Origin of the sequence: Cellulophaga sp. BC115SP, from assembly GCF_009905545.1 — a bacterium.
GTDB classification, from domain to species: Bacteria; Bacteroidota; Bacteroidia; order Cytophagales; family Spirosomataceae; genus Flectobacillus; species Flectobacillus rivi.
Genome location: NZ_JAAALB010000014.1, coordinates 95,000 through 110,374, shown reverse-complemented (window position 1 = coordinate 110,374; position 15,375 = coordinate 95,000). Strand labels below are relative to the sequence as shown.

The window sequence follows — 15,375 nt, the reverse complement described above, 5'->3', positions numbered from 1 at the left end:
GTTACTTACGTTTTCTTTTATTACGGGTATCATCCTCTTCTTCTTCGTCGTCTTCCTCTTCTTCGTCCTCTTCTTCTTCTTCCTCTTCTTCGTCCTCTTCGTCTTCTTCATCCTCTTCGTCGTCTTCCTCTTCATCATCATCATCATCATCATCTTCTTCTTCTTCTTCTTCTTCCGCACCTTCTATACTGTAATCATAACCATCTTCGTCTCCATATTCGATGGCTAAATCTTCTAAATCAGATAGGAAATCTTCTTCATTTTCTGTATAAAGATAAAATTCGGTTAATTGTACATAAGTCCCGTTATCATCCTCATCGATTTCATATTCGAAATAATAGTTTTCTTCCTCTTCGACATATTCATCTAATAGACTTTCCAAATCTTCAAGAAAAGCATCCGTATCTTCAGTATATACATAAAAATCGTTGATGACCAGATAGTCCTCATCATAGAAATACGAAGAATCGTCTTCTACTTCCACTCCTTCGCTATAATCAAGGTTTTCGACAGATTTAATAATCCAGCTATCTTGACCATTAAACTCCTCGTTCATAACATAGTCGTAAGGAATATAGCAATAACCTTTGTCACCCCATTCAACACCCCAAGAATTACGAACAATAAATACCTTATCAATATCTGAATATCCTACACATAGCATGGCATGCCAACCGTGTTCTTCCCGAACATTATCCGATTTGCGAGGCATGGGAACGCGCCCTTTGTTTTTGGAAGCATCATCAAAAGAATTGAATGTATTTAGGGCAAAAGCAATAGGGTAGCCATCTGCCAAAGTTTCACGCCAAAGATTGAGATCCGTTTCGATAAATTCGGCATCTACAATCTTGAAATTACCGCCTTGGTCATAAGCCTCAGAACTTGGTTCGTCGTTGACATAGTCATACTCATTTGGCCAAAGATTTTCGGCACAGGCGCCATATTCTTTTAAGCCCTGAATGGCATATTCCATATATGAACCTTCGTCTTTATCATGATTGTCACCAATATATCGAGCATTGAAATAGATGAACAAGCGACTTACATCTTCGGAGTCACCTAATTCTCTTTTAGCAAGATATTCATACGCACCAGCCAACGCATTGGCTACGCAACTGTTGCCCACTTGCTCTTCAATAGAGGTTAAAAATGGACGTAAATCTACCTTTTGTGGTAATGCTTTTTGACTTTTAGCAATTCTTCTTTTGGCATCGGCAGGGACTCTTCCTGCCAAATAACCACCAGTTCTTTTAGACATGTGTTAGTTTAGGCTTTGGGCTTTCGGCAATCGGTTTTCGGTAAGCACAACTTTTAGCTTATTGCCTACGGCTTAGAGCCTATTGCCTGTAAATAATTTTAGTTTTACACTTTTGTCAACTTGATTATGACGGATTTTGAGGTTGGAGTATTACTCACATCGGCAACACTGTCGATAGGTACTAGCACGTTGGCTTCAGGGAAATAGGTTGCGACGTTTTGGCGTGGAATATTGTAAGGAACCACAATGAATTTTTCTGCCAAACGATGTACACCTCCATGATAGTTATGTAAATCCACTAAGTCATATTGCTGTAAACCAGCCTCAGTAATATCCTCTTGGTTCATTAAAATGACTCTTCTTTCGTTGAAAATACCTCTGTAGCGGTCATCCAAGCCATAAACAGTAGTATTGAACTGGTCATGAGTACGAATCGTCATCATTAGGTATTCATCGGTTGCCAACTGAATTGTTTCGAGAGGACAAATTTTGAATAAAGCTTTTTGTGCTGTGTTGGTAAATACACCTTCTCGTGGTCCATTGGGCAAATAAAACCCACCATCTTGGCGAACTCTTTCATTATAATCTTCAAAACCTGGAATCGTTTTTTCGATTAAATCCCTGATAGAATCATAATGATGTGTCAACGAAAGCCAGTCTAGCTGAGTGCGCTTTTTAAGGGTACGTTGTGCTATTTCAGCAATAATTTTTGGTTCGCTCCAAACCGTTGGGGCAGGAGGAGTGAGGTTTCCTTTCGACATTTGAACTACCCCCATCGAGTTTTCGGTAGTCACAAACTGCGCTCCACCCGCCTGACGGTCTTCATCGGTACGCCCCATGGCAGGTAAAATTAACGCTGTTTTACCATGGATTAAGTGACTTCTATTCAGTTTTGTGGAAACATGCACAGTAAGTGCACAATTGCGTAAAGCCTTTGCCGTAAATTCGGTATCGGGTGTGGCAGAAAGAAAATTGCCTCCCATACCCATAAATACCTTGCCACTGGATGCTTGCATGGCTTTTATGGCTGCCACAACATCATAACCATGTTTTTGTGGTGGTGTAAACCCAAAGTTTTCTTCTATTTTTTGTAAAAAAGCTTTTGAAGGTCTTTCAAAAATACCCATTGTACGATCACCCTGTACATTGGAATGCCCTCGTACGGGACAAGTGCCAGCACCTTGCTTGCCAATACTTCCTTTAAGCAAAAGTAGGTTAACTAATTCCTGAATGGTAACTACTGAGTTTTTGTGTTGGGTTAGTCCCATTGCCCAACAGGCAATAATGCGTTGAGAATTAGCCAATAAATCGGCTACTTCTTCTATCTGTTCAAGGCTGATGCCACATTCTTTGACTAAGTCTTCAAGCTTATACTGACTCAAATCTGTCAAGAACTCTTCGAACCCAAGGGTGTTTTTTTGAATAAAATCATGGTCGAATACATTCCCGATAGTAGCTTCTTTTCTGACCAATAATAACAATAGAGCCTTGATGAGAGCAATATCCGAGTTGATTTTTATCTGTAAATAATGGTCGCTCAATTTGGTGCCACTCCCAAGCATATCGCTCAAATGTTGAGGATGTTTAAATGCCAATAAACCCGCTTCTACCAGAGGATTTACAGATACGATTTTAGCACCGTTTTTCTTGGCTTCTTCCAATGCTGTGAGCATTCGAGGATGATTTGTGCCAGGATTTTGCCCCAAAATCATAATCACTTGCACATGATTAAAGTCTTCGAGGGTTACCGAGCCTTTTCCCAAACCTAATTGCTCGCCTAATGCCGAACCACTTGATTCGTGACACATATTGGAGCAATCGGGAAGGTTGTTGGTTCCTAATTGTCGAGCAAATAATTGATATAAAAATGCCGCTTCGTTGGAGGTTCTACCTGAAGTATAAAATATGGCGTCGTCAGGCGAGGGGAGTGCATTGAGGTGCTCGGCGATTAGGTCAAGTGCCTCATCCCATTCAATCTTACGATAATGAGTTTCTCCTTCTCGAACCATCATAGGGTGGGTCAAACGCCCTTGTTGACCGAGCCAATAATCAGATTTTTCGGAAAGTTCTTGGATACTATATCTTTGAAAAAATACGGGACCAGTCTTTAGTGTTGTTGCCTCTTCGGCAATGGCTTTGGCGCCATTTTCACAATATTCTGCAATAGATGAACGCTCGCCATCAGGGTCGGGCCAAGCACAAGAAGGACAATCTACCCCACCTTTTTGATTGAGTGTCAATAATATCTTCGTACCTCTAGCCACATTCATCGCACCAAAAACGTGTTTGATGGCATTACTTACCGCCTTAAAACCAGCTGCTACATGAGCAGGTTCAGTTTGCTGTAGTCCTGTCAGATCCTGTGGAGGCTGCGCGGAAGGTTGTTGATTTATTGTATTCATAGTAATGGCAAATTGTTAAGCATTTTGGAATTTCTAAGAAGACGTTATCAGTTATTTGAAAATGCTTGTAATTAGAATGGAACTTTCAAATAAAGTCACGGATATGTTATTATTGGATAAACTTAAAAATACTAGTTCAAGAAATTGTCTTGGACTTATTTTTAAACAGTATTAAAACTGAAGCAATAACTGCCCACTGCTATTGTACCCTAAACTCATGCGTATAGACATTAAACTTTCCTTTTCGTAAAAAAGCAATCAATGTAATACCAAATTGTTTTGCCAGTTCTACCGCTAAACTTGATGGTGCACCTACTGCCACTATAATTGGAAATTGGGCCATAATACTTTTCTGAATCATTTCATAGCTAACTCGGCTACTCAGTACAAGGATAGGAGCCATGGCTTGTTTCTCTAGTCCTAATTTAGCTCCGATTACTTTATCTAAAGCATTGTGTCGACCTATATCTTCACGGAGTAAAACCAATTCGCCAGTGTTTTCATAAATAGCCACTGCATGGGCGCCACCTGTATAAGAAAAAAGACTTTGATTTTGTGTGAGTTTCTCTTCTATTTCCCACAAAAATGTGGGAGAAATACGATATTCCCAATTCTTGAGAGTAAGACACTGTTGTTGTTCGAGCGATTCAATTTGTGCTTTTCCACAAATCCCACAGCTCGAAGATGCCATGAAATTTCGCTCATATAGGGTTTGACTCAAATCTAAATCAGGGCTTAATTCTACCCTAACAATATTTTCATGTTCTTCTAGTCGTTGTAATTCAGTGCAGTAACGAATAGATTGCACCTGCGAAAGATGTTGAATGATTCCTTCAGAATACAGAAAACCTAAGGTCAATTCGAAATCATGCCCTGGGGTGCGCATCGTAACGGTAAGGTTTTTTTGTAAGCGTTGATGACTAGCACCATACCCAATCCTAATAGCCAAAGGTTCTTCTACAATTACTAAATCATCCATCTCTTTTTCAAGAGATTGGCTACTATATTTTATCACCTGAACAGGCTTTACTTGTGGTTGCATATTTTAGTTGGTTGATAAAATGACATTTAAAAATAAAGAAATACAAAGTGTTTTCCCATTTTGAATAATATTCTTAAATTGATACAAGTAGGATTAAGTAAAATGAAGTTATTAGTTAATAGTATATCAGTGTGCTACGTACCTGATTACTGGACAAAACGAGAAAGTGTCACTCAGGTATTTTTACTTTTTTACTTTTTCTAAAAAATAGCTTCAAACTGTCAAAAAAATGACTCCAAGACTAAGTCTTGAACTAGTAAAGTAAAGTGTTTTATCATTACAAATAAGGTATTCGATGCAATTTCGAGCCTTTGCCATCAAACCATTATTTAACAAAACTCTTCAGATTATGAACAAACAACGTATTCTTATTGGTATTGCTGTATTGGCAGTAGCTATTCAATTTATTCGTCCTGCCAAAAATCAATCCGAGGGTGTGAGCGCCAATGATATTACGAAGCACTATGACGTACCCGCAGACGTACAAAAAGCCTTGAAAGTATCGTGCTATGATTGTCATTCCAACAATACCACCTATCCTTGGTATAGCAATATTCAGCCAGTAGGTTGGTGGCTCAACCATCATGTAGAGGAAGGAAAAGACGAATTGAATTTCTCTGAATTTGCGAGCTATCCAAAGAAAAAAGCTGCACATAAATTAGAAGAGGTAGCCGAAGCCGTAACCGACCATTGGATGCCACTCGACTCATATACTTGGATTCACAAAGATGCGATTTTGTCAGATCAAGACTCCAAAGCCATCGCCACTTGGGCAAAAGCCTTACAGGATAGTTTAGCTAAATAGACATTAGGCTGTAAGCCGTAGGCAATATGCTCTCCGATTATAGTAGATATTTGTGATAATAGATACGGTTGATAGTTTCATGAGAAGTTATGGTCGTATCTATTATTAAAACTCATGGCTTCAAATTTTCAAATCTTCAAATTTGCCAATTTTCAAATTCATATCCCATGCCCTCTCAACTCATTTCTCACTTCCATTCGCCAACGTTCTTGATCAATTATGTTGATGGAGTGATTGGTTTCGGCATCATATTTTTTCTGAAGTTTATTCATGAGTCGATACATATCAATAAATAGCAATTGAATTTCGCTGTCATAATCCTCCACAGAAGTAATTTGGCGAGCCTTTTCTTTGAATTTTTCAATGATAGTTTTCGTAATATCAAAATGTAGTTGTTCATGGTCTAAGGCCGATTCGCTATTACCTGCACGGGCGTTCCAAGAAGAAGATTTTAAGATGTAAGCTTTAAATTGCAAATTGGCAGTAAGGACTCCTTTATGAAATTTTACCTCTCCAATATATTCAAAGTTTGAAAAAACTTGGGCCGCATAAGGTGTAAAAACAGGAGGTTTTCCATGAAAATCGCTCCATCGTAACGGTCTTGCAGTACTCCAAAATAGCGTATCGCCTTTATCTGGATGATCGATTTGATAATCAGGGAGAATATTTATTACAAGAGACCTTGCAAGGATTGGATTTTTGTCATAATTCAAAGACATCCATTGATTGAGGTGTTCGGCCCCTCTTCGGAATAATTTCTCAATCATTTTCTGATAATTGTCGTACTCCCCTAATGAGCGTTTGAAAAGGGTTTTACTTTTGAAACTGGTTAATACCACATCCGTTCCAGCTCTATCAAAAGAAAATACTAGTTCAATGCCACATTCACCATGAATCATATTATCCTTAATTTTTTCTTGTATATCTAGATTTTTGATATGAATGGTAATGGCATAGTCAAGCGTATCTCGACGTATAGGATTACGGAAAAAACTACGACTATACTTGCTTAACGAATAACTTGGCTTGAGTTGTAACAAAGCATTATCAATTCCATAGGCATGGCCAATTCGAGAAGAGTTGTTTCGAATATCTGATACTTTTTCGATGTAGAAGTACGTAGGAGTAAGCGGAGGTTCGCTTGTTTGTAAGGGTACAAATTTTACTAGATTTTGTCCCCAATGATAAAATGGCGACACAAAGCACATCATAAAAAAGAAGAGATGTTTCATCGTAAAATCATTTTTTCTTTTAAGTAACAGGAAAGCATAAATTAATCATATAACTACGGTGCATATTGAATATTTCCTTCTGGTTATAAGTTCATTCTAGTAACAGATTTACTGTTAGTTGATAACTTCCTTATACTTACATTAAGGTAAATAAAAATTAGGAGGAATAATTCAAATTGGCTATATTCAATAAAAAATATAAACTATTGACTAAGACTATGGGAAATTCACATCATTCACAAGAAGTAGAAAACGATTTGTCAACATTCGAACTCATTGCATTGTTCGTGGTTTTTTGCGTAATTTTAATTTGGTTAGGAGATACCCTAACAGCTACGGTTGGAATTATATTGGAAGGACTTGTATTTGCTGTTGCTTATAATTCGAAGAATAATCAGATAGATTGAGAGAATGCGATAAATGTAAAGAAAAATACACGATTACTTAGCCAAAATAAAAGGGAATAAAGCCATGCTTTATTCCCTTTTATTTTGAAAACCATTGTTGATATTACTCTACAAGCATGTTGTGATACACGTTCTGAACATCATCGTCTTCTTCTAATTTATCAATAAGCTTTTCAATATCAGCAGATTGTTCTTCTGTAAGTTTTTTGAAATCAGTAGGAATACGTTCAAAGTCCGCACCTTGAATTTCATAACCTTGCTCTTCCAAGTATTTTTGAATAGCTCCAAAAGCGGTAAAGCCACCATAAATATTGATTTGGTTAGCTTCTGTATCTAAGAACAGTTCTTCTGCACCAAAGTCGATAAGTTCTAACTCTAACTCTTCAATGTCAGTTGTACCATTATTAGCAATTTTGAAAATACACTTACGGTCAAAAATAAAGTCAAGCATACCCGAAGTACCTACGCTACCACCACATTTGGTAAAGTAACTACGAACGTTGGCAATACTACGGTTAGTGTTATCGGTAGTACATTCTACTAAGACTGCTACGCCGTGTAGTCCGTATCCTTCATATACAATCTCTTTGTAATCCTCTTGGTCTTTCGAAGTAGCACGTTTGATGGCGTTTTCGATATTGACTTTTGGCATGTTTACCGCTCTAGCATTTTGCATGATTGCACGCAAACGAGAGTTTGAGGTAGGGTCTGGACCGCCTGATTTTACAGCGATTGTAATATCTTTACCGATTTTGGTAAAAGTTTTGGCCATTTGGCCCCATCTTTTAAACTTTCTGGCTTTACGGAATTCAAAGGCTCTTCCCATTTTATTTGGTCATTTGAAATTGATGTGGGTCTAGAAAAATACAATTTTCAGACTTTTTCGTATGTTCAGTAATTTATGTATCAAGAAATTAGGCTGATACTTTATTCCAAAAAATAAAGTAGACCTAAAGGGTAATTTTTTGCGAATGCAAAGGTACAAAAGTAGTTGGGAATTTCAGAATGGAATAAAATGATTTTAGTAATCTAGTCCCAGTGTTCCACACTTGAACTTATTTTTTGAATAGTTTTAATCTGTCAATAAATAAAAAAGGTAACTAAGCTATGCCTAGTTACCTTATCATCTATTTCAGAGCTTGAAGATCAAGTAAGTATTTTAAAACGTTAAAAGCTGTCGGCTCAAAGCCAATAGTCTTAAGCCCCAATACTACCAACCATCATCAGCTTTTGGTTTTACATTTGCACTTGATTTTTTCACTACTGGAGGTTTAGACGCAGCAGGAGCACCAGCACTTGGTGCAGCGCCTGTACCTTTTACAGTAGCATCCAAATCGGCACGGCTGAACACACGGCTTACAATTTTCCAATTGTCACCAAACTTCAACATGCTCAATAAGTCCACATACTTGAAATCACCAAAACGAAGTTCGACTGTAGCAAGAGCCGAAACACCAATATAAGAGTAAGAAACTAGTTTGGTCGAACCACCTCTAGTTTGAATACCACCTGCTGGAGTTGTTGCCACAAACTTACGAACTGAAAGGTCTTGTAATGCTCCTGTGTTGGTGTTTACACTACGAAGCAAAGCTGTAGGATGAAAAGCACGGTTGAGACGAGCGGTATCACCTTGCATTACTCCATCAAGGTAATTGTTGATGCAGGCTTTGATACCTTCATCTTCCGATTGCGCTTGCACTTTGATTTGAAATCCTACCAGCATTAATAAGCCGAGAAGTAATGATTTAATCTTCATGATGTTGGAAAAATTTGATTATTGAAGCTTTGGGAAATTTGTAGCGAAAAGAATGCCACGAATGCCTAGGGCTGTAAAGATATGTAATTTTTAAAGTTTTGTACACTTTATCCGTGATTAAACTTTACTATAAACGTATAGTTAATCCAAATAGTGTACAAGTAGCGATTAAGCTTTCTGTATTTCTAAACAACAAAATGCTTATAGTCATTGATTCTTTATCGGTTTTCTGCTAAATTACAATACACCCCGTCTTAATCCTCTTTTTATGATATTTCGCAAAAGCACCATATTTTTACTTTTATGGCTAGTAATTACCTCAGCAATAAAAGCGCAAGATCTCCCTATTATCAAAGAAATTCACTTAAGTCCAGACCTTGATAAGGCTGGAAAAGCCGTAGGGTTGCATGTGCAGTATTCGGTGCAATATGAAACAAATCAAGAGCATAATTTGAAACTATTATTCAATTCGCTACACCCTTATTTGGACAGAACAACGGATGTTATAACTCAGCTTTCTGTCACAGATACCCAAGGAGCTGTCACCTATCGAGCTTATCCCGACACTAGTATCAATGATTTAAACCTTCAAGTTTGGAAAGGGAATCGAGCAGTAAAAGGAAAAACTATTAAAATTGATTATCACATACCAGTGGCGGTATCTATTCCCAAGCGTCGAGGACCCCATATTGATTTACAAGCTACAGGAGGAGGGTTAGCAGGAGCGTTTACGAGCTTTCTATTATATCCCGAAACACTTACATCGGTTGATTTATCTCTAAAATGGCATTTACCCAAAGGTTTTATCGCTGTTACTTCAAAAGGAGAGAATGATTGCCAGATCAAAACTGATTTAGGCGATTTGATGTTTTGCCAGTTTATTGTAGGAAAAATGTTTACCCATCCTGATAAAGGTCGAGATAAAGGCTTTAGCTTGTATGCGTTAGGACGAAAACCAGACGAAATGAAACAGGCTGCTGTTTGGGTCGAAAAAGTATATGCGCATTTGCGTAACTGTCTGAATGGAAATTCTGAGAGTCCTTTCAGAATTTTTATCCGAACTTACGATGGTGGTCCACTCGCCAGTGGCGTTGCTGTAATAGGAGGATACACGCTATATTTACCACCTACCGAAGATGCCACTACCGCCGATATTCACTCCTTGATAGCTCATGAAACAGTACATGCTTTCGTCGGAAGTCTTCATGCACAAGAAGGGGAAGATGACTGGTATAGCGAGGGTATTGCAGATTATTTGTGTATGGTATTACCGCTTGAGGCTGGATTATACACTTCCACAGAATTTGGTAAGCTTATTAATGAGGAGGCTGCACTTTATTATACCAATGCAATTCGTGAAGTTTCGGAAAAAGATATACCTAGTGTAAAGTGGTCGGGGCGAAATGCGTGGTCAATCGGATATTCAAGAGGAGCGATGTATTTTGCCAATCTTGAAGCCAAACTAAAGCGTACGCATAGTCAAGCGACTGTTGTAGGTTTAATCAACCGAATAACCCAACAAGCTCAGGCGGGTGAATATGTTACAAAGGATACATGGGAAAAGCTCTTGGCCACCTCAGTTGGACAGTGGGCAGTAGACGACTGGAAGGCTATGCTAAGTGGAAAGTTAATTGTTCCTGAACCTGATATTTATGAAGGATATACCGTAAAGAAAATCACAACAGGATTATTTGATTTGGGCTTTGCCAAACCATTGAAAGTTCAAAAAGGAGAAATTGTAAAAGGACTAGACCCCAATTCAGAAGCTGCCAAGGCAGGGCTGCAAGAAGGAGACGAAATATTGGCTTCAATTAATATCAACAAAACCTATACAAGCTATTCAAATACATTGACGATTCCTGTTTTGAGAAAAGGTAGAAAATATACGATTACTTTTCAGCCAAGAAAAGGAAGTGTTGAAGCGTACGAGTTTGTTAAAAAGCAATAAGTAACGTGTGGGATTAACGGCTGTATGAAGGATTTATAACTATTGCAGATTTGGGATTTCGGAAGTGTTAAAAATTAAATTTTACTTCCGAAATCCCAAATCTGATATCCGAGATGATTAATTCATCACTCAAAACTATTCATGTCCGCCTTCAACTTCTTCTGGGAATGCTTCACCTTTCATAAAGTACCAAGCCTTATCAGGATATAAGATAGATTGCGCAACTTTTACACGTGCCAAAGCATGATTGGCTACGTTTTGAAGAATGATAATAGAGGAATTATCCTTTGGATTGTGGAGATAATAGTTCTTGAAACCATGCCACCAACCTGTATGAAAAGTCAACCAAGAACCATCGTCCATCAATTGTAAACGCCAGCCGTAGCCATAGTTTTTATTAATTAAATTTTTGAAATGATGCGCTGGAACAAAAGCTTCTTGTAAAGTACTTTGCTTGACTAATTTTTCGCTATTCAATGCCATATCCCACTTAAACATATCTTCTACCGTCGAGTAAATTCCTTTGTCTCCCACAGCGCCATCCAAATGATCGAAAGGAATTTGCCAGTAACCACCTCTTCTTGGCGTATATCCTAAGGCTGCATTGGCCACCATCTCAGACTTACTAGGGTCATAGATAAAGGTTTTGGACATACCCGCAGGTGCAAAAAGATGCTTTTGGGCATATTCTCTAAAAGACATATTTGTTAATTTTTCTACGATATAGGCCAACAAAACATAGTTGGAGTTATTGTAGTTAAAGCGAGCATTAGGCAAATAATTAATCCCTGGCTTATGCTTGGCAAATAAGTTTACGATTTGCTCGTTTGACATAGGCTCTTTTTTATTGATAACCTTGTCGAGCGCATACGCATAGTTGGGAATGCCCGAGCAGTGAGTCAGCAAGCTACGAATCGTAATGCTTGGGTCATAAGGAAAGCTCGGAATGTATTTGTAAACGGGGTCGTTGTAATTAATCAAACCTTTCTCGTGCAATTGCATAATAGCAACCGACGTAAATTGCTTCGAAACAGAGGCTAATTGAAACAACGTTTCGGTAGTATTTGTATCTTTTTTAGCAAAACTTTTGTAGCCAAAAGCTCCTTTGTAGATAATTTTTCCATATTGTGAAACCAGTACTACACCATTGAATTTGGCAGTTTTTTGAAGATTTCTGAAAAAAGTATCCAACTTAGCTGCTTTACGAGAGGCTGTGGTAGCATCAAAAAGCTTGGCGATACTGTCATTGCGTGCTGATGTACTGTTTGTGGTGGTATCACCCCACTGGTTTGGCTGATGGGAACAGGCAACAATGCCCAAAACGATTAATAAGGTAAAGTAAAAAAACTGCTTCGTAATCTGCGTCACAACTCTAGAAATTAAGGATGTTTTATATAATGTTATTCAGTGGAGGAGAGAATTCTAAAAAAATGTGATTTGTCGGCGGTAAAATCTCATTTTTCAAACTTCGTATCTGTTTTTTCAGAAGTTTTGCTCAAAACTCTATTGCAATTTACACCACTAAGTGATGTTTTTCAATATTTCTTCCGAAAAAACTATTTGCCAAAAATAATTACAATAAATAAAAAAGGGTTTTAACAACACTTGTTAAAACCCTTTTCAAAATTACAATTTATTCGTAGCTCAAGCCATATTGCTTCAAGACATTTTCAGGAACACCGTCCCATTGGTTAGGGCGGTTGCCTTCATAGCCAATATCTTTAATACCCATTTCGCTTGAGAAAAAGCCTGTTGCAGTTAAGTTTCTCATGAGAGAGAAAAACGAAACGCCTTGCGAAAACTGTGGCTTGGCATTAGCAGGATAAGCAATGTCTTCTACAATTTCAATGCGTTGTTGTGGCGTAATACCTACAAAATCCTTACTGAAGCGCTTGATTGATTGTGAATCTAACCAGCGAAGACCTCCACGCAATGGCGTCTTAAACTCGCTTGGTCTATCTTTAGCGATAAATTCGATAAAAGCAGGTACGCCAGCTTGTGAAGCACTGCCCGACTTGCCATCGGCTGGAATGATAATATCTACCAAAATGGTGATCGTTTTCATTTCGTGCTCAGTGAAAAACTTCTCAGCCATCAATTTGGCATCACGAATAGCCTCATCTTTGGTACGACCACCAGGGATTTTGATGTCGTCCGATTTGGCAGATGCTGCCTTTGCGCCTTTTTTAATAGGCTTTTGCTGTTCGAGCAACTCTGCGGCTTTTACTTCTGGTCCAAGCACTGCCATTCCCAACGAAGTAAAACCAATATTTTTAAGATAATCTCTTCTTTTCATCTGAATAAAAGGTTTGAATAAGAGTATGTTTGAAAATTTTATTTGGCTTTTGTTATAAAAACAAAATTTCCTATCGACACTATTTACTTTTCTTGTCTTGACACAAGAAAAGTAACAAAAGAAAGTCAAGAAATCCTAAACTCGCCTGCGGCTCAAACAACAGGATTTCAGAAAATTAAATACAGACTTTTTATTTTTAATGACTTATAAAATTTTAACATGCTCTAAGCAAATAGTAATGCAAAATTAATTAGTAAAGTATTGGTAAATAGGGCTTTATGTGACCAATTTGCAACTCATAATTCAGCACTGCTACCCACTCATGTCCTATAGATTTTTCTTTTTCACTTCATTGATAATATATTCCGAAGTACGCATTGAAAGTGCCATGATAGTCCATGTGGCATTTTTGTCACCTTGCGAAACAAATGGAGCAGCATCGGCAACAAATAGGTTTTTCACATCATGTGCTTGACAGTGCTTGTTCAATACCGACTTGTTAGGATCGTTACCCATACGAGCAGTACCTACTTCGTGAATGATTTTTCCTGGGTCTTCCAAACCGTAGTTTCTGTCAGCTCCAGGTTTTGGTCCCAAAGCAATACCTCCTAATTCATGGATGATTTGCTCGAAAGTATCTTGCATGTGTTTGGCTTGATTGATTTCGTGTTCACTCCATTTGTAGTGGAAACGAAGTACAGGAATACCAAATTTATCAACCACATTCGGGTCAATTTCACAGTAGTTACTTTCCAAAGGAATAGGTTCACCACGACCAGCCATACCTACGTAAGCACCATAAAAACGACGATAATCGTCTTTCAACGATGCACCATAACCACCAGCCGCTTTGGTAATACCCTCACGAGTAGGGAAGCGACCGTTGATGCCTTCGATGCCCCAACCAAAACCATAAGCTGGCATACCCATACCGCCCCAGTATTCGATGTGGTAACCACGAGCAAAATCCAGTTTTTTGTTGTCGCCCCACCAAGGAGTGTACACGTGCATACCGCCTACGCCATCTTCGTTATAACGTTTTCTGTCAAACAAAGCTGGAATAATCGCCGAACGAGAAGCACCTGTTGAGTCATTGATGTAGCGTCCTACAATACCACTTGAGTTACCTAAACCTTGAGGGAAACGAGCAGATTTTGAGTTGAGTAACAAGCGAGCTGTTTCACCCGCTGAAGCTGCCAAAATAACGATTTTACCTCTAACAGTGTATTCTTGCATATCAAGCGTACTCACATAAGATACACCAGTAGCCAAACCTGTAGTTGGGTCAGTCAATACCTCACGAGCCATTGCGTAGGTAATCATGGTCAAATTACCTGTTTTGAGCGCTGGCTTAATCAATACCGATGAACTTGAGAAATCGGCATAAGCCTGACAAGAACGTCCACATTGGTTACAGTAAAAACACTGTCCACGGTCGTTGTTGATAGGTTTTGTCAAAATCGAAAGACGTGACGGAATGGTTGGAATACCCAAGCGTTTGTTACTTTTTTGTAACATCAACTCATGTAAACGTTGTTTTGGAGGAGGCAAGAAAATACCATCTGGTTCGTTTCTTAAGCCTTCAACTGTCCCGAAGATACCCACCATTTTATCCAAACGGTCATAATAGGGTTTCACATCGTCATAACCAATAGGCCAGTCGTCGCCCAATCCGTCGATACTTTTTCTGCGGAAGTCATCAGGTCCAAAACGAAGAGAGATACGTCCCCAGTGGTTGGTACGACCACCCACCATTCTTGAACGGAACCAGTCAAACTTCGTTCCTGCGGCACGCGTATAGGGCTCTCCTTCGATTTCCCAGCCACCATAAGCAGCATCAAAATCACCAAAAGGACGAGTTGTACCTGCACCACGGCGCGGAGATTCGTACGGCCATTTGAGTTGAGTAATGTTTTTAGGATCGGCAGGGTCGAAGGGCTGACCTGCTTCCAAAACGCAGACTTTTGCTCCAGCTTTGGTAAGCTCATGTGCAGCCATACCACCACCAGCACCCGAACCAACAATCACCACGTCGAATACGGTGTTGTTTTCTTTGATTTGAAAATCAAACATAGTTTTTATAGCTTTTTAGGTAATTATTTCGCTTTGTGATAATCGTTTGCTCGATTACCAAATTAAATATTTTGCAAAAATTGGATGAAATCTAACCCGAAGGTTAAAGGTTTAAGCGCATGAAATTATGATACGAAAATTTCTCTTACAAGTGTT

General features: G+C 38.6%; 12 protein-coding genes. 3 read left to right on the top strand and 9 right to left on the bottom strand.

Features of this window, described 5'->3' with window-relative positions; genetic code table 11:
• Position 1: 1 nt before the first annotated feature.
• The 3 genes from GVN22_RS12735 to fdhD all read right to left on the bottom strand — a co-directional run bounded on the left by GVN22_RS12735 (position 2) and on the right by fdhD (position 4,702).
• On the bottom strand, positions 2-1,258 hold the full coding sequence (locus tag GVN22_RS12735; RefSeq protein WP_166551408.1) for a C1 family peptidase: 1,257 nt from the start codon (positions 1,256-1,258) through the stop codon (positions 2-4).
• 104 nt (positions 1,259-1,362) lie between these two features.
• Positions 1,363-3,660, bottom strand: a complete 2,298-nt coding sequence (locus GVN22_RS12730; RefSeq protein WP_166551407.1) for an FdhF/YdeP family oxidoreductase — start codon at positions 3,658-3,660, stop codon at positions 1,363-1,365.
• 199 nt (positions 3,661-3,859) lie between these two features.
• A complete protein-coding gene (fdhD, locus tag GVN22_RS12725) occupies positions 3,860-4,702 on the bottom strand; it encodes a formate dehydrogenase accessory sulfurtransferase FdhD (RefSeq protein ID WP_166551406.1) in 843 nt (280 codons plus the stop codon).
• A 349-nt stretch (positions 4,703-5,051) separates the two neighbouring features.
• Here fdhD and GVN22_RS12720 point away from each other — a divergent pair, with 349 nt between their 5' ends.
• The gene (locus GVN22_RS12720) at positions 5,052-5,507 is read left to right on the top strand and encodes a heme-binding domain-containing protein (protein WP_166551405.1); all 456 of its coding nucleotides are present in this window, start codon (positions 5,052-5,054) and stop codon (positions 5,505-5,507) included.
• A gap of 158 nt (positions 5,508-5,665) precedes the next feature.
• On the opposite strand, the gene GVN22_RS12715 is transcribed toward GVN22_RS12720, so the two are convergent.
• A complete protein-coding gene (locus GVN22_RS12715; protein WP_166551404.1) occupies positions 5,666-6,739 on the bottom strand; it encodes a hypothetical protein in 1,074 nt (357 codons plus the stop codon).
• Between the two features lie 218 nt (positions 6,740-6,957).
• Here GVN22_RS12715 and GVN22_RS12710 point away from each other — a divergent pair, with 218 nt between their 5' ends.
• Positions 6,958-7,146, top strand: coding sequence for a hypothetical protein (locus GVN22_RS12710; protein ID WP_166551403.1), 189 nt, complete (start codon positions 6,958-6,960; stop codon positions 7,144-7,146).
• 103 nt (positions 7,147-7,249) lie between these two features.
• Here the strand turns inward: GVN22_RS12710 and GVN22_RS12705 are convergent, their stop codons facing one another.
• Positions 7,250-7,972: a YebC/PmpR family DNA-binding transcriptional regulator gene (locus tag GVN22_RS12705; protein ID WP_166551402.1), complete on the bottom strand. Its 723-nt coding sequence runs from the start codon at positions 7,970-7,972 to the stop codon at positions 7,250-7,252.
• A 384-nt stretch (positions 7,973-8,356) separates the two neighbouring features.
• Positions 8,357-8,902: a nuclear transport factor 2 family protein gene (locus GVN22_RS12700; RefSeq protein ID WP_166551401.1), complete on the bottom strand. Its 546-nt coding sequence runs from the start codon at positions 8,900-8,902 to the stop codon at positions 8,357-8,359.
• Between the two features lie 268 nt (positions 8,903-9,170).
• Here GVN22_RS12700 and GVN22_RS12695 point away from each other — a divergent pair, with 268 nt between their 5' ends.
• On the top strand, positions 9,171-10,850 hold the full coding sequence (locus GVN22_RS12695; protein WP_166551400.1) for a hypothetical protein: 1,680 nt from the start codon (positions 9,171-9,173) through the stop codon (positions 10,848-10,850).
• A 135-nt stretch (positions 10,851-10,985) separates the two neighbouring features.
• On the opposite strand, the gene GVN22_RS12690 is transcribed toward GVN22_RS12695, so the two are convergent.
• The 3 genes from GVN22_RS12690 to GVN22_RS12680 all read right to left on the bottom strand — a co-directional run bounded on the left by GVN22_RS12690 (position 10,986) and on the right by GVN22_RS12680 (position 15,219).
• Entirely contained in the window at positions 10,986-12,218 is a 1,233-nt protein-coding gene (locus GVN22_RS12690) for a serine hydrolase domain-containing protein (protein WP_166551399.1), read from the bottom strand.
• A gap of 265 nt (positions 12,219-12,483) precedes the next feature.
• Positions 12,484-13,146 (bottom strand): gluconate 2-dehydrogenase subunit 3 family protein, encoded by a 663-nt coding sequence (locus tag GVN22_RS12685; RefSeq protein ID WP_166551398.1) that lies wholly within the window; start codon positions 13,144-13,146, stop codon positions 12,484-12,486.
• A 327-nt stretch (positions 13,147-13,473) separates the two neighbouring features.
• Positions 13,474-15,219, bottom strand: a complete 1,746-nt coding sequence (locus tag GVN22_RS12680; RefSeq protein WP_166551397.1) for a GMC family oxidoreductase — start codon at positions 15,217-15,219, stop codon at positions 13,474-13,476.
• Between the last annotated feature and the right edge of the window lie 156 nt (positions 15,220-15,375).